23 protein-coding genes are annotated in these 25071 nt (G+C 64.0%); 21 read left to right on the forward strand and 2 right to left on the reverse strand.

Features of this window, described 5'->3' with window-relative positions; all coding sequences use genetic code 11:
• Positions 1-116 precede the first annotated feature (116 nt).
• On the reverse strand, positions 117-1880 hold the full coding sequence (locus AC0L3E_RS15885) for a calcium-binding protein (protein ID WP_473605131.1): 1764 nt from the start codon (positions 1878-1880) through the stop codon (positions 117-119).
• Between the two features lie 454 nt (positions 1881-2334).
• On the opposite strand from AC0L3E_RS15885, the gene AC0L3E_RS15890 reads away from it, so the two are divergent.
• Together AC0L3E_RS15890 and AC0L3E_RS15895 are read left to right on the forward strand one after the other, a co-directional pair.
• Positions 2335-4086, forward strand: a complete 1752-nt coding sequence (locus AC0L3E_RS15890) for a type I secretion system permease/ATPase (protein ID WP_164898546.1) — start codon at positions 2335-2337, stop codon at positions 4084-4086.
• A complete protein-coding gene (locus tag AC0L3E_RS15895) occupies positions 4079-5455 on the forward strand; it encodes an HlyD family type I secretion periplasmic adaptor subunit (protein ID WP_128307791.1) in 1377 nt (458 codons plus the stop codon). Before AC0L3E_RS15890 ends, AC0L3E_RS15895 begins: the two co-directional genes overlap by 8 nt.
• 174 nt (positions 5456-5629) lie before the next feature.
• Here the strand turns inward: AC0L3E_RS15895 and AC0L3E_RS15900 are convergent, their stop codons facing one another.
• Positions 5630-6580 (reverse strand): LysR family transcriptional regulator, encoded by a 951-nt coding sequence (locus AC0L3E_RS15900; protein WP_023808937.1) that lies wholly within the window; start codon positions 6578-6580, stop codon positions 5630-5632.
• A 93-nt stretch (positions 6581-6673) separates the two neighbouring features.
• Between AC0L3E_RS15900 and AC0L3E_RS15905 the strand changes: the two genes are divergently transcribed.
• The 19 genes from AC0L3E_RS15905 (at position 6674) to AC0L3E_RS15995 (ending at position 25067) form a co-directional block, all read left to right on the forward strand.
• Complete coding sequence (locus AC0L3E_RS15905) at positions 6674-7579, forward strand: dioxygenase family protein (RefSeq protein WP_128309630.1); 906 nt, start codon at positions 6674-6676, stop codon at positions 7577-7579.
• A gap of 3 nt (positions 7580-7582) precedes the next feature.
• On the forward strand, positions 7583-8542 hold the full coding sequence (locus AC0L3E_RS15910) for a VOC family protein (RefSeq protein WP_127266441.1): 960 nt from the start codon (positions 7583-7585) through the stop codon (positions 8540-8542).
• On the forward strand, positions 8539-9198 hold the full coding sequence (locus AC0L3E_RS15915; protein ID WP_128309629.1) for an alpha/beta hydrolase: 660 nt from the start codon (positions 8539-8541) through the stop codon (positions 9196-9198). The genes AC0L3E_RS15910 and AC0L3E_RS15915 overlap by 4 nt, the downstream gene beginning before the upstream one ends.
• Positions 9195-10259 (forward strand): maleylacetate reductase, encoded by a 1065-nt coding sequence (locus AC0L3E_RS15920; RefSeq protein ID WP_473605132.1) that lies wholly within the window; start codon positions 9195-9197, stop codon positions 10257-10259. Before AC0L3E_RS15915 ends, AC0L3E_RS15920 begins: the two co-directional genes overlap by 4 nt.
• 26 nt (positions 10260-10285) lie before the next feature.
• Positions 10286-11560: an ABC transporter substrate-binding protein gene (locus AC0L3E_RS15925; RefSeq protein ID WP_473605133.1), complete on the forward strand. Its 1275-nt coding sequence runs from the start codon at positions 10286-10288 to the stop codon at positions 11558-11560.
• A 59-nt stretch (positions 11561-11619) separates the two neighbouring features.
• A complete protein-coding gene (locus tag AC0L3E_RS15930) occupies positions 11620-12336 on the forward strand; it encodes an ABC transporter ATP-binding protein (protein ID WP_473605134.1) in 717 nt (238 codons plus the stop codon).
• Complete coding sequence (locus tag AC0L3E_RS15935) at positions 12336-13037, forward strand: ABC transporter ATP-binding protein (protein WP_128309035.1); 702 nt, start codon at positions 12336-12338, stop codon at positions 13035-13037. Before AC0L3E_RS15930 ends, AC0L3E_RS15935 begins: the two co-directional genes overlap by 1 nt.
• A 67-nt stretch (positions 13038-13104) precedes the next feature.
• Positions 13105-13968, forward strand: a complete 864-nt coding sequence (locus AC0L3E_RS15940; RefSeq protein WP_127318882.1) for a branched-chain amino acid ABC transporter permease — start codon at positions 13105-13107, stop codon at positions 13966-13968.
• A gap of 8 nt (positions 13969-13976) precedes the next feature.
• A complete protein-coding gene (locus AC0L3E_RS15945; RefSeq protein WP_127318880.1) occupies positions 13977-15026 on the forward strand; it encodes a branched-chain amino acid ABC transporter permease in 1050 nt (349 codons plus the stop codon).
• Complete coding sequence (locus AC0L3E_RS15950; protein WP_473605135.1) at positions 15026-16780, forward strand: FAD-dependent oxidoreductase; 1755 nt, start codon at positions 15026-15028, stop codon at positions 16778-16780. Before AC0L3E_RS15945 ends, AC0L3E_RS15950 begins: the two co-directional genes overlap by 1 nt.
• 10 nt (positions 16781-16790) lie before the next feature.
• Positions 16791-17681, forward strand: a complete 891-nt coding sequence (locus AC0L3E_RS15955; RefSeq protein WP_473602567.1) for an intradiol ring-cleavage dioxygenase — start codon at positions 16791-16793, stop codon at positions 17679-17681.
• Positions 17681-18499: an SDR family NAD(P)-dependent oxidoreductase gene (locus AC0L3E_RS15960; RefSeq protein ID WP_473605136.1), complete on the forward strand. Its 819-nt coding sequence runs from the start codon at positions 17681-17683 to the stop codon at positions 18497-18499. The genes AC0L3E_RS15955 and AC0L3E_RS15960 overlap by 1 nt, the downstream gene beginning before the upstream one ends.
• 63 nt (positions 18500-18562) lie before the next feature.
• Entirely contained in the window at positions 18563-19870 is a 1308-nt protein-coding gene (locus AC0L3E_RS15965; RefSeq protein WP_127266430.1) for an ABC transporter substrate-binding protein, read from the forward strand.
• 26 nt (positions 19871-19896) lie between these two features.
• A complete protein-coding gene (locus tag AC0L3E_RS15970; protein ID WP_473605138.1) occupies positions 19897-20625 on the forward strand; it encodes an ABC transporter ATP-binding protein in 729 nt (242 codons plus the stop codon).
• Positions 20622-21350: an ABC transporter ATP-binding protein gene (locus tag AC0L3E_RS15975; RefSeq protein ID WP_127266428.1), complete on the forward strand. Its 729-nt coding sequence runs from the start codon at positions 20622-20624 to the stop codon at positions 21348-21350. Before AC0L3E_RS15970 ends, AC0L3E_RS15975 begins: the two co-directional genes overlap by 4 nt.
• The gene (locus AC0L3E_RS15980; protein WP_127266427.1) at positions 21337-22200 is read left to right on the forward strand and encodes a branched-chain amino acid ABC transporter permease; all 864 of its coding nucleotides are present in this window, start codon (positions 21337-21339) and stop codon (positions 22198-22200) included. The genes AC0L3E_RS15975 and AC0L3E_RS15980 overlap by 14 nt, the downstream gene beginning before the upstream one ends.
• Positions 22197-23222 (forward strand): branched-chain amino acid ABC transporter permease, encoded by a 1026-nt coding sequence (locus AC0L3E_RS15985; protein WP_473605139.1) that lies wholly within the window; start codon positions 22197-22199, stop codon positions 23220-23222. Before AC0L3E_RS15980 ends, AC0L3E_RS15985 begins: the two co-directional genes overlap by 4 nt.
• A gap of 12 nt (positions 23223-23234) precedes the next feature.
• Positions 23235-24251, forward strand: a complete 1017-nt coding sequence (locus AC0L3E_RS15990; protein ID WP_473605141.1) for a zinc-dependent alcohol dehydrogenase — start codon at positions 23235-23237, stop codon at positions 24249-24251.
• Between the two features lie 27 nt (positions 24252-24278).
• Positions 24279-25067: an alpha/beta fold hydrolase gene (locus tag AC0L3E_RS15995; protein ID WP_473605142.1), complete on the forward strand. Its 789-nt coding sequence runs from the start codon at positions 24279-24281 to the stop codon at positions 25065-25067.
• The last annotated feature ends 4 nt before the right edge of the window (positions 25068-25071 follow it).

A 25071-nucleotide genomic window follows, 5' to 3' on the forward strand; every position in this document is an offset into this window, starting at 1 on the left:
CCCCCCCCCCCCCCCCCCCCCCCCCCCCCCCCCCCCCCCCCCCCCCCCCCGCCGCGGCGCCCCCCGCCCCCCCCCCCCCCCCCCCACTTCTTAGAGCATTTCTTCGCTGGGCTGGTTCAGGTGACCAGGAAAGACGATGCGGTAATCGACAGATGCGGAGAGAGGCTCGCGAAATGGATCTGGTTTGCGCCTCCGACGCCGTCGCTGTCGAAAGAAAGAGCTCCCGTCGAACTGTTGTAGACAATGTGATCGGAACTGTCATGCGCGGCTTTGCCGGCAAAGAAAGCGTCCGACGAGAGGCCCCCCTGATCGAGACCGGCAAAGATGGAATGATCGAGGTGGATTTTGTCCTGGGCTTTGTTGAAATCAGTGATCCTGTCGACATTTCCGTCGCCAAGAGCGGTACTGAAAACGAAGACATCACTGCCGCGGCCGCCGGTCAAAGTATCGGCTCCACCGCCGCCGTCGATCTTGTTGGCGCCGGCGTTGCCTTTGACGGTCTGAGCGAACTCATTGCCCGTCAGGTCGATCGCGGCCTTGCTGGACGCCTTGCTGGTCGCGAGTTGTTCGATGTACGAGCCAGCCGATAGGGCGAAACTCACAGAGGCGAGGACTTTATCGATGCCGCTGCCCTTCTGCTCCACCACCTTGTCGTGAGCATTGTCGACGGAGTAGGTGTCATTGCCACCATATCCGGTCATCTTGTCGGCGCCACCGCCACCATTGATCTTGTTGGCGCCGCCATTCCCGTAGATGGCTTGGCCGAATTCATTGCCGGTCAGGTTGATGGCCGTCCTGCCCCCAGAGCTAGCAGTGGAGAGCTGCTCGATATGTGAGCCCGCAGAAAGAGCGTAGCTGACCGAGGCCATGACCTTGTCAGTGCCGCCGCCTGGCGCTTCCATCACCTTGTCACGAGCGTTGTTGACAAAATATTTGTCATCGCCCGTCGTGGCGTGAAAACGATCTGCGCTGCGCGTGCCATGGAAGACATGATCGCTGTCCGACGGGGCCGGCGCGGCCGGAACTGGAGCGGCGGCGTCTGTCGGAGGCGTGGCCGGAGCAGGGGCGGCGACGTCGGTTGGAGGCGGGGTCGTGGTATCGATCGGATCGGTTACAGGGGGGGCGGCCGAGCCACCGGTGCTTTGGAGATTGTGCTGTTGGAACAAAGCCTGCAACTCCGGCGAATTTTCCAGAGCTGTGTCACCGTTCTGCGAGCCCCAGGCATAGGCATAATCGAAGGCAGGCGACGGAACCAGTGCTGCCCAATGATCTATCATCGTTTGCATCTGTTCCGGCGTCGGCATCTGATGCTTCCCGCCCGTGTCGGTGGTCCAGTTGCCACCGCCAAAAGTCTGATAGACTGGAATGATTTTGTCCATCGGGATGCCGGACTTGACGGCCGCAGCCACGGCCCTGTCGATCATGTTGTAGTCGACCGTGCTCACGTCATCGCGCACCGGGTAGGGGTCCAACCCATAGTAGTCGATGCCGGTATTTGCCGGATTATACGTGTTGGAAAAATCCGGGTTTGTTGGAGAGCCCATATTCATCATGGTGATGAACGTCTTGGCGCCCGGAAAATGGGAATGGATCCAGTCCGACTCCGCCTTCAGGGTTTCGGCACTTGCATATGTGCCCCATCTGCCGGTGGGATCTGGCTCGTCCATCAGGAAGAACCCGAACACCTTGGGATTGTTGAGAAAAGGCGTAACTTGTTCGATGAAAGAGGAGGTGACGCCGTCGTGGGCGCTGAGATAGACGAGGCCTTTCATGCCGTCCGGCAAAGCATTGACCTGCGAGAGATATTGAACATCGACCAGGTTGAACCCGGCGGTTGCGACTTCGGTGGCTGATCCACCGGACGCATAATGGAGTGTCATCCAATGATCCTTTGGTTGATTCGATTTATGCCCCGCGTCTGCTTAGGTGATTGCTACATTAGGATGAAATCAAATACGAAACACAGCGGGATAGAATGTTTGATTGATCTAAGTTGTTACTCAGTAGCAGGTATTTTGCTCAGCCGATCGTGGCACCTTTGAAAGTGTTTGGGAGCAAGGACATACGCCTCTTTGGCCGGCTCCGTTCTGACCAGTTCCTTTAGCGAAAATCGTCATCTTTCGGGAAGTTATCCCCAGACAGGGAGACGTCGGCGGTCGCGTTTCGCTGGTTCAGGCCACGAATCCGCTGCATTTTCCTCAAAGTCGACGTATGTAAGCAGAGCGTAATAAGGGGGGCGACGGATAGCGGCTGCTATGCGCACTAAGAAAGGTTTGAGCCATTACAACTTACGGAAGTAACGGCGCGGCAGTGTCGCGCGAACGACCGCTGGTCATGAAAACATCGGGGGCCGGTTCTCCCGAGCTCCGTTCCGCCATTCTCGCCTGCATGCCTGGGCTGCTTGGCGTGGCCCTGTTCTCGGCAGTGATAAACATTCTCGCTCTGACCGGTTCGGTCTACATGCTGCAGATCTATGATCGCGTTCTGCCGTCGCAGAGTGTTCCCACCCTGGTGGGGTTCACGATCGGAATGCTGGGCCTGTATGCCGTATACGGGCTTCTGGATTTCGTGCGGCTTCGCGTGCTGGTCCGCATCGGCAGCCGGCTCTATAGGAACTTGCAGCAGAAGGTGTTCTCCATCTCCCTGTCCCTGCCGCTCAAGGCAGGGCGTGATGCGGACCGTCTGCAGCCTTTGCATGATCTTGACCGACTGCGCGGCTTTCTCTCCGGAACGGGACCCACGGTCATCTTCGACGCCCCGTGGATCCCCTTTTATCTGCTTATCATTTATTTGCTCCATCCTTCGCTCGGCCTGCTGGCGACGGTCGGTGCGATCGCCGTGGTCCTCTTAACAGCGATTGCGGAAGTGTTTAGCCGAGGCCCCGCCGCGCGTGCCTCGGAGGAGCTGCTGTCGCAGCGGGCGCTTGCCGATTCCGGCCGCCGCAACGCCGAAGTCGTTCACGCAATGGGGCTTTCTGGTCGACTGGCTCGACGCTGGAGCGAGGTCAGCCGAGCCTATCTCGCCCAGCAGGAACGTCTCTCGGACGTCGTTGGTGGCGCCAGTTCGCTGTCGAAGGCCCTGCGGATGGCGTTGCAGTCCTGTGTTCTCGGTCTCGGCGCTTACCTGGTGATCGGCGGCGAGGCTTCACCTGGGGTGATCATCGCATCTTCCATTTTGCTTGGCCGCGCCTTGGCTCCGGTCGATGCTGCGATCGCAAACTGGAGAGGCTTTCTGTCGGCCCGGCGCAGCTATTCCGAGCTGGCGGCGGTCATGGCGGCATTCGGCCGCCAGGACGAGCCAATGGAGTTGCCTCGGCCGCAGGCGCGGTTTGCGGTCGAGCAATTGACCATTGCGCCTCCCGGCTTGCCAAAGCCAACCGTGGTCAATGTGAGCTTCCATCTGTCGAGAGGCGCTGGGATGGCCGTAATCGGCCCAAGCGGTTCCGGCAAGACAACTTTGGTGCGTTCGTTGGTCGGGGTGTGGAAGCCGCTCCATGGCTCGGTGAGATTGGACGGCGCCTCTCTCGATCAATGGAACTCGGAACAGCTCGGCGCCCATATCGGCTACATGCCGCAGGATGTGGAGTTGTTTGACGGCACGGTAGCAGACAACATTTCGCGGTTCCGAGGCAAGACGGATCCAAAAGGCGTCCTTGCGGCGGCAAGAGCAGCCGGCGTCGAGAAAGTGATAATGCAACTCCCTCAGGGATTTCAGACCCGCATCGGCGAGGGCGGAGCGGCCCTGTCGGCAGGGCAGAGGCAACTCGTGGGTCTCGCCCGAGCACTTTATGGCGAGCCGTTTCTTGTCGTGCTCGACGAACCGAACTCGAACCTCGACGTGGACGGGGACGCTGCCCTGGCCGGCGCCATACGGGCAGTGCGTCAGCGCGGAGGCATCGTCATTGTCGTTGCGCATCGTCCCTCAGCTCTCGCCAACATCGATCAGGTACTGGTTATGTCGAATGGGACGGTTCATGCCTTTGGCTCGCGCGAAGAGGTCTTGGCGAACGTGCTCCGACCGTCACCGCCTGTTCCACCTCGGCCATCTTCTTTGGCGCCGATACCGGGGGTTGCCGGGCATGCATGAGGCTCTGCTCGAAACATTCGTCACCTTCTCGTCGTATGCTCGGACCCTTCGTGGCAGCAAACCGCCTGCCGTGAGCGCGCCAGATCTGTCGGACGGTATACGGGCCAACCTGATATTCGGCTTGGCGATTACCGGTCTGCTGGTTCTTGGCGGTGGCCTGTGGCTGGGGTTGACCAACATCGCCGGCGCTGTGGTTGCACCAGCCACCGTGGTGGTGGAAACCAACGTCAAGAAGGTCCAGCATCAAACCGGAGGCACAGTGGGCGGGATCTTCGCGCAGGACGGAGATCATGTACGAGCCGGCGACGTGCTGGTCAGACTGGATGACACGCTGACTCGTGCGAACCTGCAAATCATCAGTGAGGATCTCGATCGCGCGACCGTCCGCCTCGCCCGGTTGGAGGCCGAGCGCACGGGCCTGGCGGAAATGCAGCTGCCGGCCGGCCTGAAGGCGCGAATGAACCAGCCGGAGCTGGCTGCGCTCGTCAATGGCGAGCGCGCTCTCTTTGAAACGCGCGCTTCGGCTTTGGCTGGACAGAAGGCACAGTTGAGAAGCCAATCCCAGCAACTTGAACGTCAGATCGACGGCCTTAAGGCGCAGCAGAGCGCGGTGGATGAATCGGTTGCTCTGCTGAACAAGGATTTCGCGGACGTTGATTCCCTCTACGCCAAAAAACTCGTCTCCAAGGAGAGGCTAAGCAACATCAAGCTGGATGCCACCCGGGCCAGGGGAGAATCGGGGCGCCTCGCTGCAGCAGTAGCTGAAGCGCAGGCGCGCATCAGCGAAACGGGGTTGCAGATGCTGCAACTGGATGACCAAAGGCGCACTGACGTGACGACCGAACTCCGCGAGACGGAAGCTAAGCAGACCGAACTCAACGAACGGAGGATTGTGGCCCAGGATGAATTGACCAAGACAACGATCCGCGCGCCGCAGTCCGGAACGATACAGGAATCGGCTGTCCATACCGTCGGCGGCGTTATCGCGCCTGGCGAGATGCTCATGACCATCGTACCTGATGCCGATGATCTTGTGGTGGACGCGCTGATCCCGCCGTCGCGGGTCGACGACGTCCGCCCGGGGCAGCCGGTATCGATCCGTTTTCCGGCGTTCGACGTGGGAACCACTCCGGTCTGCCAAGGGTCAGTGAAACACATCTCGGCAGATCTGATTAAAGATCCGCAACGTCAGCTTTCCTATTTCTCGGCGCGTATCAAGGTTGAAAGCAAATCGAACTGCCTGACCGAAGCGAAGGTGCTGAGGCCAGGTATGCCCGCCGAGGTTCATATCCGCACCGATGAACGCAATGTCTGGTCCTATCTGTTGAAACCCTTTGTGGACCAGATGTCCAAGGCGTTTACGCAGTGATGGCGAGGTGGAGGAGGGAGAGCCAATAGGATATCGGGATTTCTGGCGGCCCGACGGCTTTTGGGGGCGGGCGGCCGTCGAGCCTAACCGGCGACGCGGGGATGAAGCGCCTCCGGCTGGAGGAAACATGCGCGTTATGTGACGCCACCGCATCATTCGAATAGCGAGGCCGGATTACCGCCCCCAGACGACGGCATTCTCGTGCCGTTTGATGATGTGCTTCAGATTCTCGAAGGCGGTCGTGACGTGGCCGGCGAAGCGCTCTGCCGCGGGCGAGCGTGGCCCGCTGACCCGGCGCAGGATTCCAAGCGAGCGGCTGGGCTGCGGAATTTCATAGGGTAGCACCGTCACCCGGTTTTCCTTGCGCTGCGCGAAGACCACCGAGAATGGCAGCACCGCCAGCGCATCGGTTTCGGCAAGGAAGTTGATCACGCTCATCAGCGAGCCTCCCGAATAGCGGACGTTGAGGTCCGACATGCCGATGCTCATCAGGATCATCTGCAGGTCCGACATCAGCGGAGAGCCGGGTAGGGGGGCAACCCAGGGAAAGCTGGTCAGGTCATGCGCCCTGAGGCGGCGATTTCGCAGCAGGGGATGGTCGGGCCGGCAAGCCACGACGTTGCGTCCGGGCAGGATTTCCGTGAATTCGAAGCCGGGTCCCAGGTCGAGCACGCCGATCGGCACGATCCCGAGATCGATCTGGTTGCTCTCCAGCGCCGCGACCATCTCGGGCAGGTTCATATAGCTTTGCTGGACGGTGACCTCGGGCTCGAGCTTCTGGAATTCTCCGATCATCCGGCTGATCATCGCATCCATGAAGAAAGGCACACCGCCGACACGGACGACGCCCTTGGTGCCTTTCATGAAGCCCTGCACCGCATCCGACGCCTTGCGCGACGCGGTGATGATCGTGCGGCCCTGCGCCGCCAGCTGGAAGCCGAGCGGTGTCGCCTGCAGCGGCCGGCGGCCCTTGAGGAAAAGCGGCTCGCCCACCCGTGCCTCCAGCATGGCCAGCGATCGGCTGACTGCCGGCTGGGTCAGGCCCAGCATAGCGGCTCCTTCCGACACGCCGCCTGCATCCAGCACCGCGGCGAGCTGCATGAGGTGGCGCTCGTTCAGCTTCATAGCAAAACGCTATACAAGGGACGCCACATCTCATCAAGCATCGCGTCGGGCCGTGCTATCCCGCTTGGCAAGGGGAAGGGAGGCCCCGGCGGAATGCACGGCCAGCACGACCCGAAGCGAGATGAATTCCCCAAGGCGATCTCGACGCAGGCCGAGGAATTCTCACGGCGCCTGACGGCAATGGGCCAGTCCCGCCTGGCGGCGGCGGCACAGGCAGCCGTCGACGGTTTGCACGCGCTGATCGTCGAGTTGCGGCCCTCCGGCGAGGAATTCCGGCAGGCGATCGATTTTCTGACCGAGGTTGGCCACTACGCCGATGCGCGGCGCCAGGAATGGGTGCTGTTCGCCGACGTCCTGGGCGTGTCTTCGCTGATCGAGGATCAGAACAGCCCGCGCCCTGTTGGGGCGACCCCAAACACCCTGGCCGGCCCCTTCTACCGGGCCGACGTGCCGGAGATGCCGCTCGGCGCGAACATTTCGCGCGATCACAAGGGTGAGCCGCTGGAAGTTGCCGGCCGGATCGTCGCGCTCGACGGCGCGGGGATCGGCGATGCGGTGGTCGAGATCTGGCAGGCCAATGCCGAGGGTCTCTACGAGAACCAGGAACCTGATAGGCAGCCTGAATTCAATCTGCGCGGACGCTTCCGTACCGATCCGCAGGGGCGGTTCCGCTTCACGACGGTGAAGCCGAAGGGCTACACGCTGCCGTCGGACGGCCCAGTCGGCCAATTGATGTCGGCACTTGGCCTTGGCCTCGTGCGGCCGGCCCACATCCATTTTCGCGTCTCGGCGGAGGGCTTCGAAACGCTGACGACCCACATCTTCGACCGGTCGGACCCCGCGATCGGCCGGGATGCCATCTTCGGGGTCAAACCCGAACTCATGGCCGAGTTCCGCGCGCTGCCGCCCAACGGAGGAAAACGGAAGCACGCGCTCGACCTCAACCTCGTGCTCTGCCCGCAGCGGCGGGGCGAAACCGAAACCTCTGGGAGGAGATGACCGATGGCACGTGTCAGCGGCTACCACCATTTGACGCTCTCGACCGACAGCGCTCAGGAAGATTTTGATTTCTATACCAAGGCACTGGGCCTGCATTCGGTCAAGCGCACCGTCTTGTTCGATGGCGTCATCCCTGTCTACCACCTCTATTACGGCTCGCCCAACGGCGATGCCTCGACGATCATCACCACCTTCCCGTTCCGCAAGCCAGGCGTCTATGGCCGCCGCGGGTCCAACCAGTCGCGCACCATCATGCAGTCGATCCCCAAGGGGGCCGTGGATTTCTGGGTCGACCGGTTGAACGCGCGCGGCATCGAGGCCATCAAGATAACTCGTTTTGGCGCCGACCGTGCGGCTTTCGCACATCCCTGCGGCATCCCGCATGAGCTGGTGGAAAGCGACAGGGATCCACGCGCGCCCATCGCCAACGAAACGCAGGGCATCGGCAAGGCCCACGGCATCAAGGGAATCTACGGCGCCGTGGTGGCGGTGATGGACCGCACCGCCATGGACGACTTCCTGACCATCGCATTGCCGATGGAGAAAGAGGCCGACGACCACGAAGGGCTGGTGTTCCGCGTGCCCGACGCGGCCGGCGTCGCTCAGCGCGTGGAGGTCATTGTCGATCGCGACAGCCCGCAGGGCACCTGGACGCTGGCTGGCGGCACCATCCACCATCTAGCCCTCAACACCGGCGACGAAGAGAACCAGCTGAAACTGCGCGCCCATATAGAGGGCCTCGGCTTCACGGATATATCGGAGCAGAAGGACCGCAACTACTTCAAGTCCTGCTATGTCCGCTCGCCCGGAGGCGCGCTGTTCGAAATTGCCTGGACCACGCCGGAAGGCTGGGCCAAGGATGAGCCTCCGGGCCAGATCGGCAAGACGCTGGTCTTCCCGCCGTGGTTCAAGGACCGCGAGAGCGAATTGCAGGCCGGCCTGGAAGAGGCGGATTTCACGTGAGTTCAGGCAGCGGTCCGCTCCGGCTTGGGCCAAGAGGCCCGGAGGCGAAGGCGATCTGCGTCTTCGTCCACGGCCGCGGCCAATCGCCCGAAGAGATGCAGTCGCATGTGCTGTCGCGGCTTTCCGCGACCGCCGTGGCCTTTATCTTGCCGCGTGCACCACACGGCATGTGGTGGGAGGCGCGTGCCGTCGACCCGTTGACGCCGGTCGCCCGCGCGCAGCTTTCCGACGCGCTCGACCACCTTGCGGCCGCAATGGTCGCGGCGCGGGCCGAACTGCCCGGACTGCCGATTCTTCTCGCGGGCTTCTCGCAAGGGGCGTGTCTGTCGATCGAATATCTCTGCGCGGGGCTGCCGCCGCCGGACGCTTTGGCGGCCTTCACGGGCTGCCGTGTCGGCGTTCCGGCGGACGAAAGATCCGAGGCGGCGCCGGCCGGAATGCCGATCTATCTTTCCGGTGGCGATGCCGATCCCTGGATACCGGTCTCGGCGTTTGCCGATGCCGCGCAATCGCTGGGCCGGTTTGGCGCGAGCCTGCGGGCCGATCTGTTCCCGGGCCGCGGCCATGAGGTCTCGGACGCCGAGATCGCCATGCTGGGCACGATCCTCGACGACCTCGCGGCCGGACGCGGCCCGCGCATGGAGGCGGCGCGATGATGGACAGCTTCACCTTTCCGGGCCTGACGACACGGGTAGTCTTCGGTGCCGGCAGCATGGCTCGCGTCGAGGAGGAAGTCCGGCGGCTCGGCCATGACAAGGTGATGGTGCTGTCGACGCCGCACCAGAAGGGCGATGCGGAAAGACTGGCCGCAAGCCTTGGTGGCCTCGCGGCCGGGATCTTTGCCGGCGCGGTCATGCATACCCCTGTCGATGTCACGGAAAAGGCCGTCGATGCCTTCCGCAGCAGCGGCGCTTCGGCGGTCGTCAGCCTCGGCGGCGGCTCGACCACCGGGCTCGGCAAGGCCATTGCCGTGCGCACCGGCGCCGACCAGGTGGTCATTCCCACCACCTATGCCGGCTCGGAAATGACCGACATCCTCGGCGAGACCACGGCCGGCGAGAAGACCACCCGCCGCTCGCCGGGCATCCGCCCCGAGACGGTGATCTACGACGTCGATCTGACATTGAGCCTGCCGGTAGGTCTCACCGTGACCTCGGCGATGAACGCGATCGCTCATGCGATGGAGGCCTTGTATGCCCCCGATCGCAACCCGGTGATCGTGCTGATGTGCAGGGATGCCATGATTGCCTTCAAGGACGGCATTCCAAGGCTGATCGGCGACCCGCAGGATCGCGCGGCGCGGACGCAGGCGCTCTATGCGGCGTGGTGCTGCTCGACCGCACTCGGCTATGTCTCGATGGCGCTGCATCACAAGCTGGCGCATGTCTTCGGCGGCTCGTTCGATACGCCGCATGCCGAAACCCACGCCATCCTGCTGCCCTACACGACCGCCTTCAACGAAACGGCGGTGCCTGATCTGCTGCGCCCGATCGCCGAAGCATTCGGTAGTGGCTCGGCGGGCGTCGGGCTCTGGGATTTCGCACAGTCGGTCGGCTCTCCGCTGAGCTTGAAGGCGATCGGCATCGAGGAGACCGATCTCGACCGCGCGGCGGCGATCGCGGTCAAGAATGCCTATGCGAATCCGAGGCCAATCGATCGGGGATCGATAAGGGAACTCCTTCAGGCGGCGTGGGAGGGACGCCGTCCGGGGGCTTGAGAATAAAACAAGAGGGAGGAACTACAGTGATCACAAGACGCAGCCTACTGAAAGCCGCGGCGGCGACAGGCCTGGCGCTGGCCGGTTCGCGCCTGGCGACGCCGGCCATCGCGCAAGGCGCCAAGATCCGCCTGGGCTATGTTTCGCCGCAGACCGGGCCGCTTGCCGGCTTCGCGGAGAGCGATGCCTACAACATCAAGGCCTTCCTCGCTTCCGAGGCGGGCAAGAACTTCGAGGTCATCGTCAAGGACAGCCAGTCGAATCCCAATCGCGCGGCCGAGGTGGCGAAGAGCTTGATCGTCGATGACGAGATCAACCTGATGCTCGTCGGCTCGACACCCGAGAACACCAACCCGGTGGCCACCACCTGCGAGGCGGAGGGCGTGCCGGTCATCTCGACGATGGCGCCGTGGCAGCCCTGGTTCATCGGCCAGCAGGGCAATCCGGCCGATCCGTCCTCGTGGAAGCCTTTCAATTTCGCCTATCATTATTTCTGGGGTCTCGAAGACATCATCGCCGTCTACACCGGCATGTGGAAACAGCTTTCCACCAACGGCAAGGTGGGCGGGCTGTTCCCGAACGATGCCGACGGCAATGCCTGGGGCGACCCGAAGAACGGCTTGAAGCCGGGTCTCGATGCCGCCGGTTTCAGCCTTGCCGATCCCGGTCGCTATCAGAACCTCTCGGACGATTTCACCGCGCAGGTCAACGTCTTCAAGGCGGCCAATGCCGAGATCGTCACCGGTGTGGTCATTCCGCCCGATTTCACCACCTTCTGGAACCAGGCCCGTCAGCAGGGCTTCAAGCCCAAGGCGGTGACGGTGGCCAAGGCGATCCTCTTCCCGCAATCGGTCGAGACGCTCGGCGACGCAGGCCACAACCTCTCGTCCGAGGTCTGGTGGTCGGCCTCGCATCCGTTCAAATCGTCCGTGACGGGCGAGAGCTCGGCGGAACTCGCGGCGGATTTTACCGCCAAGACCGGCCGTCCCTGGACCCAGCCGATCGGTTTTGTCCATTCGCTGTTCGAGGTGGCGGCCAATGTCATGGGCCGCGTGTCGGATCCAACCAATGCCGAGGCGATCGCGGCGGCGATAGCGGCCACCGACATGACGACGGTGGTGGGCAAAGTGGCCTGGAGCGGTGCGGGATTGCCACCTTTCGCCGCGAAGAACGTCTGCAAGACACCGCTCGTTGGCGGGCAGTGGCGCAAGAAGGCCGGTGGCGGCTTCGATCTGGTGATCGTCGAAAACGCCGGCGCCTCCGAGATACCCACCGCCGGCAAGATGGAAGCCCTGGCCTGACGCTGCCGAGGGCGGCTGATACCGCCGCCCTCGTTCGGCGCGACCCAAGGATGACAGTGATGATACTCAGGCTGGAAAACGTTTCGAAGTCCTTCGGCGCCCTGAAGGTTGCGGATTCCGTGACCGTCAGCGTGCCGCGCGGCGAAGCGCTGGGCATTATCGGCCCGAACGGCGCGGGAAAATCGACGCTCTTCAACCTGATCACCGGCAATCTGTTTGCCAATGAGGGGCGCATCGAATTGCTCGGCCGCGACGTGACCCGTGCTCCGGCGAGGGAGCGGGTGCGCATGGGCGTTGGCCGCAGCTTCCAGATTCCGCAGCCTTTCGAGGGGCTGACCGTGTTCGAAAATCTCTTGACCGCTGCCGCCTTCGGCCGCGGCGGACGCGAGGCCGAGATGGTTGACGATTGCGCTGGTATCCTCGAGGAGACGGAGCTTCTCAGGAAGGCCAATTTCGTGGCCGGCTCGCTGAGCCTTCTCGACCGCAAGCGCCTCGAACTCGCCCGCGCCCTGGCGACAGGCCCTGAGCTTCTGCTTCTGGACGAGATCGCCGGCGGTCTGACGGAGGGCGAATGCAAGGCCCTGGTCGCGACGATCAAGGCGATCCACGCCAGGGGCACGACAATCATCTGGATCGAGCATGTGCTACACGCCCTGAATTCGGTGGTAGAGCGGCTTCTCGTGCTGGATTTCGGGCGTGTGATCGGGATCGGTGCGCCTGATGAGATCATGGCCTCGAAGGCGGTTCGCGAAATCTATCTGGGGCTTGAGGTCTGATGCTGGAAACGCGTGGCCTCACCGCGAATTACGGCCAGTTCCGGGCGCTGTTCGGTGTGGATATCAGGGTGGCCGCGAGCGAATGCGTGGCGATTATCGGCGCCAATGGCGCAGGAAAATCCACGCTGATGCGCTCGATCACGGGCGTGATCGGCAACGAGCCCGGCATGGTGCTGCACAGGGGCGAGCCGATCGGCGCGCTGTCTTCGGCCGAGATCATGAAGCGCGGCATCGCCATGGTGCCGGAGGGGCGCCGACTGTTCCCTTCGCTCACCGTCGAGGAAAACCTGCTGGTCGGCGGGCAGGCGCGCAAGGTGCCGGGGCCGTGGAACCTCGACGCGGTCTATGATCTTTTTCCGATCCTGCGCGAGCGGCGCAAGAGCCCCGGCACAGCGCTCTCGGGCGGCCAGCAGCAGATGGTGGCGATCGGCCGGGCGCTGATGTCGAACCCCCAATTGCTGCTCTGCGACGAGATCAGCCTCGGCCTCGCGCCCGTCGTCATCCGCGACATCTACGCAGCCCTTCCCAGGATCCGCGAAAGCGGCGCCGCGATCGTGCTGGTGGAGCAGGATATCGGCAAGGCGCTGGCGGTCGCCGACCGCGTCTACTGCATGATGGAGGGCCGCGTCACGCTGGCCGCCAGGACGGCCGAGGTCACGCGCGAAGACATCCATTCTGCCTATTTCGGGGTGGCGTCATGACCAGGGATCCGAGATTCCGTCATCTGCTCGCACAGCGCTCTCATGGCCTGATCGAGGTGGCGCGGCGATGATCTGGCTGGACACTCTCGTGCAGGGGATTCTGCTGGGCGGGCTCTATGCCCTGTTTGCAGCGGGATTGAGCCTCGTCTTCGGCATCATGCGGCTGGTGAATCTCGCCCATGGCGACCTCATCATTCTTGCCGCCTATCTGGTTTTGATGGGCGTCACGCTGCTCGGCCTGTCGCCCTGGATCGCTGCCCTGGTCGCCATGCCGGCGATGTTCGCGCTCGGCTGGCTGCTGCAGGCCGCCGTGCTGAACCGCGTACTGGGCAAGGACATCCTGCCGCCGCTTTTGGTCACCTTCGGCCTGTCGGTCGCCCTGCAGAACGGCCTGCTCGAGGCCTTCTCCGCCGACAGCCGCCGTATTCCGGTGGGCGCGTTGGAAGGGGCATCGCTCGATCTCGGGCTGGTCACGGTGGGGATCATGCCGCTGATGACCTTTGCCTCGGCGATCGTGATGATCATTGCCCTGAACGGGCTCTTTTACCACACCGCGCTCGGCCGTGCCTTCCGCGCCACCTCGGACGACGCCGTGACGGCGGGGCTGATGGGGATAGAGCCGAAGCGGATTTTCGCGATCGCCACCGGGATCGCCATGATCGTGGTGACGCTGGCGGCCCTCTATCTCGGCATGCGGGCAAACTTCGATCCTTCGATCGGGCCGGCGCGGCTGATCTATGCCTTCGAGGCGGTGATCATCGGCGGCCTCGGCAGCCTATGGGGAACGCTCGCGGGCGGGATCATCATCGGCGTGGCGCAGACGTTTGGTGCCGCGCTCAATCCGGAATGGCAGATCCTGGCCGGCCACATCGCCTTCCTGGCCGTGATGCTGCTCAAACCGCGCGGGCTTTTTCCGCGCGCAGTGGATTGAGGGGCGGCATGTATCGACTGACAACCCGCACCCGCGCCGGAACCGTAACCGCGATCACGGTGCCGATCGTCATCGTCGCCGCGCTCGCGCTGCCTGCCGTGGCCTCGCGGGGCGTCATACAGGATCTGTTCTTCATCCTCACCATGCTGACGCTGGCGCAGATATGGAACCTTCTGGCGGGCTATGGCGGCCTGGTCTCGGTGGGTCAGCAGGCCTTCGTCGGCATCGGCGCCTACGCGATGTTCGCCGGCGTGATCCTGCTTGGCTGGAATCCGGTCCTGGCGATCCCACTGGGGGGGCTTGCGGCGCTGGTGCTGGCGGTTCCGACGGCCTTCTTCGCATTCCGTTTGCAGGGCGCCTATTTCGCCATCGGCACCTGGGTGATCGCTGAAGTGACGCGCCTGCTGGTCGCGCAGTGGAAGGCGCTCGGCGGCGGCACCGGCACTTCGCTGCCGCGCGAGGCGACGAGCAGCATCCTGGGCACCGATGCGATCAGGGCGCTGTTCGGCGTCCGCGAGGCCGCGGCACGCGACGTCCTGGCCTACTGGCTGGCTTTGGCGTTGGTCGTAGCTGTGACCGGCGGCATCTATTGGCTGCTGCGCAATCGCCTCGGGCTGGCGCTGGCGGCGGTGCGCGACAATGTCGACGCGGCGCAATCGGTCGGCGTCGATACCGGCCGGCTCAGATGGGCGGTCTTTCTGATCGCCGCGGCCGCCACCGGGCTGACCGGCGCGCTGATCTTTCTGCAGACGGCCCGCATCTCGCCGGGAGCGGCCTTTGCCGTCACCGACTGGACCGCCAACGTCATCTTCATAGTCGTCATCGGCGGCATCGGCACCATCGAGGGGCCGATCCTCGGTGTGCTGGTCTTCTTTGCGCTGCGCTCGGCGCTGGCCGACTACGGCAGCTGGTACTTGATGACGCTCGGCCTCATCGCCGTCGTCGTGATGCTTTTTGCACCAAAGGGGCTGTGGGGCCTGATCGCGTCCCGCAAGGGCCTGCACCTGTTTCCGGTTCGCCGCAGGCTGACCGGTCCGAAGATCGAGGGAGGAATTTAATGGCGGATATCGAAACCGACGTGCTGATCGTCGGCACTGGCCCGGCCGGCTCGGCCACCGCCGCGCTGCTGTCCAGCTATGGCGTCGCCAACATGATCGTCAATCGCTATCGCTGGTTGTCGAACACGCCGCGTGCCCACATCACCAACCAGCGCACGATGGAAGTGCTGCGCGACCTTGGGCCGGAGGTAGAGGCCGAAGCCATGATGCACGCCTCCCCGCAGGAGCTGATGGGCGAGAACGTGTTCTGCGAAAGCCTGGCCGGCGAGGAGATCGGCCGCATGAAGAGCTGGGGCGTCCATCCGCTCTCCAAGGCCGAACATCTCCTGTCGTCTCCCTGCTTCATGAACGATCTGCCGCAGACCTTCATGGAGCCGATCCTGTTCAAGTCGGCCTGCGCCCGCGGCACGCAGGCCCGCATGAGCACGGAATATGTCAGCCATGTCCAGGATGCGGACGGCGTGACCACGACCTGCCACGATCGGCTGTCGGGCAAGGATTTCACCGTGCGGTCGAAGTTCCTCGTCGGCGCCGACGGCGGCAACTCGCTGGTGGCCGAGCATCTGGGCCTGCCGCTCGAGGGCAAGATGGGCGTTGGCGGCTCGATGAACATCCTGTTCAGGGCTGATCTCTCGAAATATGTCGCCCACCGGCCGAGCGTCCTCTACTGGGTCATGCAGCCCGGCGCCGACGTCGGCGGCATCGGCATGGGTCTCGTGCGCATGGTGCGGCCGTGGGACGAATGGCTGATCGTCTGGGGCTACGACATCAACCAGCCGCCGCCTGAAGTGACGCCGGAACTAGCCACCAGCGTCGCGCGTCAACTGGTCGGAGATCCCGCGCTCGAGATCGAGCTCCTGGGCGCCAACACCTGGACCGTGAACAACTGCTTCGCCACGCATATGCAGAAGGGGCGGGTGTTCATCATGGGCGATGCCGCGCACCGGCATCCGCCCTCGAACGGGCTCGGCTCGAACACATCGATCCAGGACGGGTTCAACCTCGCCTGGAAGCTTGCCAAGGTCATCAAGGGGCAGGCGGGGGTCGGGCTTCTGGACAGCTTCTCGGCCGAGCGCGCACCGATCGCGCGCCAGATCGTGACACGGGCGAACCAGTCCATCGCCGAATTCGGACCGATCTTCGAGGCGCTCGGCATGGACGGCGGCGTGGATCACGACAAGATCCACAGGAACATGGAGGCTCGCGCCGATGCGACGCCCGTCGCCGAAGCGCAGCGCGAGGCGCTCCGCAAGGCCATCGCCTTCAAGAAGTACGAGTTCGACGCCCATGGCGTCGAGATGAACCAGCGCTATGCCTCCGGCGCGGTGGTGACCGACGGCCAGGGCGAGCCGCCTTTCGAGAAGGATCGCGAGCTGCATTATGCGCCGACAACGTGGCCCGGTGCGCGCTTGCCCCATGTCTGGGTCTTCGAGCGCTCCGGCAGGAAAGTCTCGACGCTCGATCTTTGCGGGCATGGCGAGTTCACGCTGTTGACCGGCATTGGCGGCGAGGCGTGGGTCGCAGCGGCGGAGACGGTGCGCGCGGAACTCGGTCTGCCGATCCGCAGCCATGTGATCGGCCCGCGTCGCGCGATCGAGGATCATACCGGCGACTGGGCCGGCGCGCGGGAGATCCGCGACAACGGCTGCCTGATCGTTCGTCCCGACCATCATGTTGCCTGGCGTTCCGAAACGCTGGCGGCCGATCCGGCGGCCGAACTGCGCCGGGTCTTCAAATCCGTTCTGGCGCGCTGAGGAGGATCGCATGATCGACGAACACGAATCCGGCTATTTCACCGAAGCGAACTCGGCCGAGGTCGTGGTGGCGCGGAACAGGAACGCCAAGGACGAGCGACTCAAAGAGGTGATGGAGGTCATCACCCGCAAGCTGCACGAGGCGGTGAAGGAGATCGAGCCGACACAGGAGGAATGGTTCGGCGCGATCATGTTCCTGACGCGGACAGGCCAGATCTGCAACGAGTGGCGGCAGGAATACATCCTGCTGTCGGATGTTCTCGGTGTCTCGATGCTGGTCGATGCGATCAACAACCGCAAGCCGTCGGGCGCCTCGGAATCGACGGTGCTGGGACCCTTCCACGTCGCCGATGCGCCCGAACTGCCGATGGGCTCGAACATCTGCCTCGACCAGAAGGGCGAGCCCATGTTCGTGCATGGCCGCATCCTCGATACCGAGGGCAAGCCGATCGCAGGCGCCAAGATCGACGTCTGGCAGGCCAATGACGAGGGCTTCTACGACGTGCAGCAGAAGGGCATCCAACCCGACTTCAACCTGCGCGGCGTCTTCCGCACCGGCGCGGACGGGCGCTACTGGTTCCGCGGCGTGAAGCCCAAATACTACCCGATCCCGGACGACGGCCCGGTCGGCAAGCTGCTCGGCGCGCTGGGGCGTCACCCAAATCGTCCGGCGCATCTCCACTACATCGTCGAGGCCGCGGGCTTCGAAGCGCTGACCACGCACATCTTCGACCCGGACGACCCGTACATCGATTCAGATGCCGTCTTCGGCGTGAAGAAGAGCCTGCTCGCCGAATTCCGCAAGGTCGAGGACGCCGAAGCTGCCGCCAGGGTCGAGGTTGCGGCCCCGTTCTACGACGTGGAGTTCGATTTCGTGCTGTCGCACAAGGGAGGAAACTGATGGCCGCACTTGAAAAGATGTTCGATGTCAGAGGCAAGTCGGTGATCGTCACCGGGGGCGCCAGCGGCATCGGGCAGGCCTATGCCGAGATCATGGCCGAGCACGGGGCGAAGGTCTGTATCTTCGACCTGAACCCTGCCGGGCTTGACACGACCGTGGCCGCGATCATGGCGGTGGGTGGCGATGTCTGGGGCCAGGTTGTCGATGTCGGCGACCGCGCGGCCATGGCCGCAGCCTTCGACAAGGTCGCCGGGAAGGCGGGCTCGATCGATGTCGTGTTCGCCAATGCCGGGATCGATGCCGGGCCGGGCTTCAACACCCCGACGGGCGAAAGGAACCCCGAGGGCGCCATCGAGAACCTGCCCGACGAGCACTGGGACAAGGTGATGGAGATCAACCTGACCTCGGTCTACACCACGATCAAGCATGCCGTCCGGCACATGAAGCCGAATGGCGGCGGCCAGATCATCGTCACGTCGTCCATTGCATCGCTGATCAACGAGAGCATCGTGGGCACGCCCTACATGCCCGCCAAGGCCGCGGTGAACCATCTCGTTCGCCACATGGCGATGGAGCTCGGCGCCTACAACATCCGCATCAATGCCATCCTGCCCGGACCGTTCATCACCAACATCGCCGGCGGCCGGCTGCGCAATCCGGCGGACCGCAAGGCCTTCGAGGCCCAGTCGCTGCTCGGTCGGATCGGCGACCCGGAAGAGATCAAGGGCCTGGCGCTTTATCTGGCGTCGCCGGCCGCGTCTTACGTCACGGGCTCGCTGATCGTAATCGATGGCGGCTCACTGCTGAGGATGACCTGAAGCCGCTTTGAACTGAGACCGGTCCCGTGGGCCGGAGAAACTTAACCCAGGGAGGAACCGACGATGAGCTACTACAACAGACTGGTGAAATCGGGCTTGCGGCCCAGCCGCCGAAGCGTCCTGAAGGGGATTGGAGCCGGCCTTGCGGCCAGCACGCTTGGCATGCCGGCCTATGTGCGCGCCGCGACGGCGGGAAAGATCAAGCTCGGCTATCTCAGCCCGACGACCGGACCGCTCGCCCTCTTTGGTGAAACGGATGGCTACACCTTGCAGAAGATCCGCGCCCTGCTCGGCGGCCAGCTGCAATGCGCCGACGGCAATACTTACGAAATCGAGATTCTTGACCGCGACAGCCAGTCCAATCCGAACAAGGCATCGGAAATCGCCGGCAATCTGATCCTGAACGACGAGGTGCATCTGCTCGTGCCGGCCTCGACCACCGACACGATCCTGCCCGCGGCCGAGCAGGCCGAGCTTTATGAAACGCCCTGCATTTCCTCGGGCGCTCCCTGGCAAGCGGTGATCATGCCGCGCGGCGGCGGCAAGCAGACCTTCGATTGGACCTATCACTTCTTCTGGGGCCTCGACGAGGCGTTGAACACCTTCGTCGGGCTCTGGAACCATCTGGAGACCAACAAGAAGGTCGGGATGCTGTTCCCCCAGAACATCGACGGCGAGACCTGGGGCAACGACGAATATGGCTTGCCAGCGCCGACCCGCAAGGCCGGCTACGAGGTCGTGGTGCCCGGCTATTTCCAGCCCCGCACCAATGATTTTTCCGCACAGATAGCCGAGTTCAAGAAGCAGGGCTGCGAGATCATCGGCGGCATCACCTATCCCGACGATCTGAAGACCTTCGTCACCCAGTGCAACCAGCAGGGCTTCAAGCCGAAGGCGGTCACGGTGGCGGCGGCGCTCTTGTTCCCGGGTGGCGTCGAGGCCATGGGTCCTCTAGGCAACGGCATGTCCTCGGAGGTCTGGTGGACACCGGCCTTCCCGTTCAAGTCGTCGCTGACCGGCCAGGTCAGCAGCGACATCGCCAGCCAATGGGAAGCCGATACGAAGCGCCAGTGGACGCAGCCGCTGGGCTATTCGCATGCCTTGCTCGAGGTCGCCCTCGACATACTGAAGCGCTCTTCCAATCCGCTCGACCGTGCGGCCAATCGTGACGCTCTGGTCGCTACCGATCTGCAGACGCTGGTCGGTCATATCAAGTTCGACGGCTCGCCCCACAAGAACATCTGCAAGACGCCGATCTTCGGCGGCCAGTGGGTGAAGGGCGAGAAATGGCCTTATGACCTGAAGATCGTCGACAACACGGTCAATCAGCTCTTCGCGCCGCAGCAGGCTATCCAGCCGATCGCCTGGTGACATGAGCGGGAAACGCGGGCAGAGTTATGGGTAGGGAAATCCTGCTGAAAGCGCACGGCGTGTCGAAGTCCTTCGGCGCTGTCCGCGTCCTGCATGAGGTGAGCTTCGACGTGCATCGGGGCGAGGTGCTGGGCATCCTCGGCCCGAATGGGGCGGGCAAAACGACGCTGTTCAACATGATCAGCGGCGATTTGAAGGCGTCCGGCGGCGAGATCCAGCTCGGCGACACCGCGCTTCGCGGCGAGCCGCCCTTCCGGCGCTGCCAGATGGGCATCGGGCGAACCTATCAGATCCCGCGTCCCTATTCCGGCATGACCACCTTCGAAAACCTGCTGGTCGCCGCCGCTTTCGGCGGCGGCCGGTCGGAGAAGAAAAGCTATGCCTTCTGCGCCCAGGTCCTGCGCGATTGCGAGCTCTCCGACAAGGCCAATGTCTCGGCCGGCGCTCTCACCCTGCTCGACCGCAAGCGGCTGGAACTGGCGCGCGCGCTGGCTTCGGATCCGAAGCTGCTGCTTCTGGACGAAATCGCGGGCGGGCTGACCGACGATGAATCGAAGGCATTGGTGGCGCTGGTGCGCCGCATTCGTGACCGCGGCATCACCATCGTGTGGATCGAGCATGTGCTGCACGCGCTGCTGGCGGTGGCCGACCGGCTGTTGGTACTGAACTTCGGCGAGAAGATCGCCGAAGGCGTGCCAGCCGAAGTGATTGCGCTGCCCGAGGTCCAGCGCGTCTACATGGGGATCGAGGCATGACGGCCGTTCTTTCCACCCACGGGCTGTTGGCCCGCTATGGCGATTTTCAGGCGCTCTACGGCGTCGACATCGAGCTGCACCAGGGTGAGGCCGTGGCCTTGATCGGCGCCAACGGGGCAGGAAAATCCACACTCCTGCGTTCGATCATGGGCCTGCTCCCGGTTGCGCGCGAGATGGTGCTGCTGCACGGCGAGGCCGTTGGCGGCACCACCACCGACCGCATGGTGCAGAAGGGTGTCGCCATCGTGCCGGAGGGCCGTCGGCTCTTCACCGGCATGTCGGTCGAGGACAATCTGCGCGTCGCCATCGACCAGGCCGCGCGCATGGGCGCCAAGGGCGGATGGACGCTGCCGCGGTTGCACCTGCTGTTCCCGATCCTAAAGGAGAAGGCCCGCACGCAGGTCCAGAGCCTCTCGGGCGGGCAGCAACAGATGGTGGCGATCGGCCGCGCACTGCTCTGCCAGCCTCGCGTGCTGCTCTGCGACGAGATCAGCCTTGGTCTTGCGCCGAAGGTGATCCGCGAGATCTATGCCGCCTTGCCCGAAATCCGCGCCACCGGAACGGCGATGATCGTGGTCGAGCAGGATGTCGGCCTCGCTCGAACCGCTACGGACCGCCTCTACTGCATGCTGGAGGGGCGCGTGACCCTGACCGGCAGGTCCGCCGAAATCACGCGCGAGCAGATCGGCAAAGCCTATTTTGGAGCAGGCCATGGAGTGGTTTGACGCCTTGGTGCAGGGAGTCCTGCTGGGCGGCATGTATGCCCAGTATGCGCTCGGCATGGCGCTGATGTTCGGCGTCATGCGGATCGTCAACATCAGCCATGGCGATCTGGTGATCCTTTTGTCGCTGATAGGCATTTCGATAGCCACGGCCTGGGGTCTGGGACCGCTGCCTGTGCTGATCTTACTGGTGCCGCTCGCGGTGCTGATGGGCTGGGTGCTGCAGAAGGCCGTGCTGAACCGCGTGGTGGGCAGCGATCCGCTGCCCTCGCTGATCGCCACCTTCGGACTGTCGATCGCGCTGCAGAACCTGATGCTCCAGATATGGTCCGCGAACAGCCGATCGTTGCCCGGCCATGGAATAGAGAGTCAATCCATCGAGATCGGCGGTATCTATGTCGGCCTCCTGCCGCTGATCGTGCTGGCCGTCGCCACGGGGTTGACAGGAGGCCTCGACCTGACTCTGAAGCGCACGCGCTTCGGCCGGGCGCTCCGCGCCGCGTCGGCCGATGTCGAGGCAGCGGCGATGACCGGCATCAATCCGCGCGCCGTCTATGCGATGGCGACAGCGGCAGCGGTCGGCATCCTCGGCTTTGCAGCCGTCTTCCAGGCGTTGCGGTCGACCGTCGCGCCGGCCGACGGACCTGCCCAGCTGATCTACGCCTTCGAAGCGGTGATCATCGGCGGCATGGGGACGGTATGGGGCGCCTTCGCCGGCTCGATGGTGCTCGGCATCTCGCAGGCCATTGGCTTCCGCATCGATCCGGGCTTCGGCGTGCTCGCCGGACATATCGTCTTCCTGATCGTGCTGGCGACCCGCCCGCAGGGCTTGTTCGGAAAGGCATTGTCATGAGTGCGATCCCCTATGTGGCAACCGAGGTGCCTGAGGTCCTGGTCCAACGCCAGACCCGGTCCGGTCGCATCGCGATGACGCTGGCTGTGCTGGCGCTGATCGGTGTCGCCGCCATGCCATGGTGGGCCTCGACCGGCACGATCCGGTCGATTCTGGTGCTGTGCTGCTACATCGCCGTCGCTCAGATGTGGAACCTGCTCGCCGGCTATGCCGGCCTCGTCTCGGTGGGTCAGCATGCCTTCATGGGAGCGGCCGGCTATGCGCTCTTCGTGTTGGCCCAGACTTACGGCATCAATCCGTTTGTGGCGGTCTTCCTTTCGCTGCTGGTGCCGGCCGCGCTGGCCGTGCCGATCTACCTGCTGCTGCATCGCCTGGATGGCCCCTATTTTTCGATCGGCACATGGGTGGTGGCCGAGGTCTTCCGGCTGACCGCCTCGAACCTGCCGCTCGTCAATTCCGGCGCGGGCATGTCGCTTCCCGTGATGAAGGACTATTCGGCCTTCGAGCGGAATGTCGCCATGTCGCTGCTCTGCGCGGGGATGCTGCTCGTCACGCTGGGCGGCAGCTATTGGCTGCTTCGCTCGCGCTTCGGCCTTGCGCTGATCGCCATGCGCGACAATCCGGTCGCGGCCGCGAGCCAGGGCGTGAATGTCGTCAAGCTGCGCTTCCTGATCTACGTCGCGTCGGCGGTCGGCTGCGGTCTTGCCGGGGCGATCTATTTCATGGCGCAGCTCCGCATCACCCCGGGTTCGGCCTTCGATCCGATGTGGGCGAACGTCGCGATCTTCATCGTCATGGTCGGCGGAATCGGCTCCATCGAGGGCGTTCTGATCGGATCCCTGATTTTCTTCATCGCGGACCGCTGGTTCGGCGAATACGGCGCGACTTATTTCGTTGTCCTCGGCCTGATGACGCTTCTGGTAGCGCTCTACGCCCGGACGGGCATCTGGGGCCTGATCTCGAAACGGTGGGATGCACCATGGTTCCCGATCCGGCGCAAGCTTGTCGACCCGAACCGCTGACGAGGAGGATTCATGAAAGCCGCCATCTTCGATAGGGTCGGCGTCCCGCTGCGGATCGGCACGGTGCCGGACCCGACGCCGGCACCGGGCGAGGTCGTCTTGCGTGTCGCCGCCTGCGGCATCTGCGGCAGCGATCTGCATATCACCGAGGACCCCGTGCCTTTCGGCATCGAGGCAGGCTTCGTGCTCGGCCATGAATTCTCTGGGGACATCGTCGCGGTCGGATCGGAGGCAACAGGCCTTCGGATCGGTGACCGTGTCGCCGTCGCGCCTATGCGCGGTTGCGCACACTGCGAAGCCTGCGAGCGCGGCGATCCGGCGCGCTGTCGCGAGATGGAGCTGATCGGCGGCGGCTATGCGCAATACGCGACCGTGGCCGCACGCCAGTGTCATATCCTGCCCGGCGATGTGGCGCTCGAGGATGGTGCGTTGGCCGAGCCACTGTCGGTCGCTCTGCATTGCATCGTCCGCTCGGGCATGAAGCCGGGGGATCGGGTCGCCATCCTGGGCGCTGGGCCGATCGGACTGCTCGTCGCCTTCTGGGCGCGGCGGATGGGGGCGTCGCGTGTCGTGGTGGCCGACATCCATGGCCATCAGCGCGAGCGTGCGCTTGCTCTCGGCGCGACCGGCTTCGCGCTTTCGGGCGAAAAGCTGACCGAAAACCTCGCCGATCTCTGTGGCGGAGCGCCAGACATTGTCTTCGAATGCGTCGGCAAGCGCGGCCTCATCGGCGCGGCGGTCGAAGCGGTGCGGCTGCAGGGCACGGTGGTTGGCGTCGGCTTGTGTATCGGCGGCGACGAATGGGATCCGTTCATTGCGCTGACCAAGGAAGTGAACCTGCTGTTCTCGGTCTTCTTCCATCAGCACAACGAATTCGGCGTCGCCCTCGATGCGCTGCGCGGCGGACCTTTCGCACCGCAAGCTCTGGTCACCGACCGGATCGACCTCTCGCCAGTTCCGCAGATATTCGAGAGCCTTCGCCGCCGCACCACGCAATGCAAAGTGCTGATCCAGCCGGACCTTGTTTGAGGCCGCACCTGTTTGAGGAGAGTGAAAATGGCCGTTCAATTCGAAACCCTCGAATACGATATCGGCGGCACGGAAACGGTGGTGAAGGCCATCGGTAGAGGCAAGCCCGTGCTGTTCCTGCACGGCGCCTCGACGCTTGAAGGCTTCGGCTTCGCGGAGGGCCTCGCCGACCGCTTCCGCGTGCTCTGCCCGAGCCATCCGGGCTTCGGCTTTTCTGGCCCGGCGCCGCATGTCGCTGCGATGTCCGACATGGTTCTGCACTACCTGAACCTGCTCGATGTTCTGAACCTGCCGGAGAAGCCTCATCTCATCGGCTTTTCCATGGGCGGCTGGATGGCGACCGAACTCGCCGGCCTTGCGCGCGAGCGTTTCGACAAGGTGGTGCTGATCGCTCCCGCCGGGCTCAACGACCCCGCGCATCCGGCCACCGATCTGGGCGCGGTCGCGCCGCAGGAGCTGCCGGCCTATCTGGCGCATGACGTCCCGGTGGCGCTGCGCTATTTCCCGGACGGCTCGGACCCCCCCTTTGCCGAGGCCTTCGGCGCCGACCGCGTCCGCGAAGGCGACACGCTCGGCCGGCTGCTGGCGCCGTTCGGCATGGGCCATCCGAACCTGCGGCGCTTTCTGGCGCGTATCGCCAATCCGACGCTGGTCGTTTGGGGCACCAGGGACCGTCTGCTGCCGGCTGGCCAGGCGCCGCTCTTCGTCGAAGCCCTGCCCGACGCACGCCTGATCCTGGTCGAGGATGCCGGCCATTTCGTCATGCAGGAGAAACCCGAAACACTCAGGAAGATCGGCGATTTCCTCGCCGGCTGACCGC

This window comes from Mesorhizobium sp. WSM4822 (genome assembly GCF_055811155.1).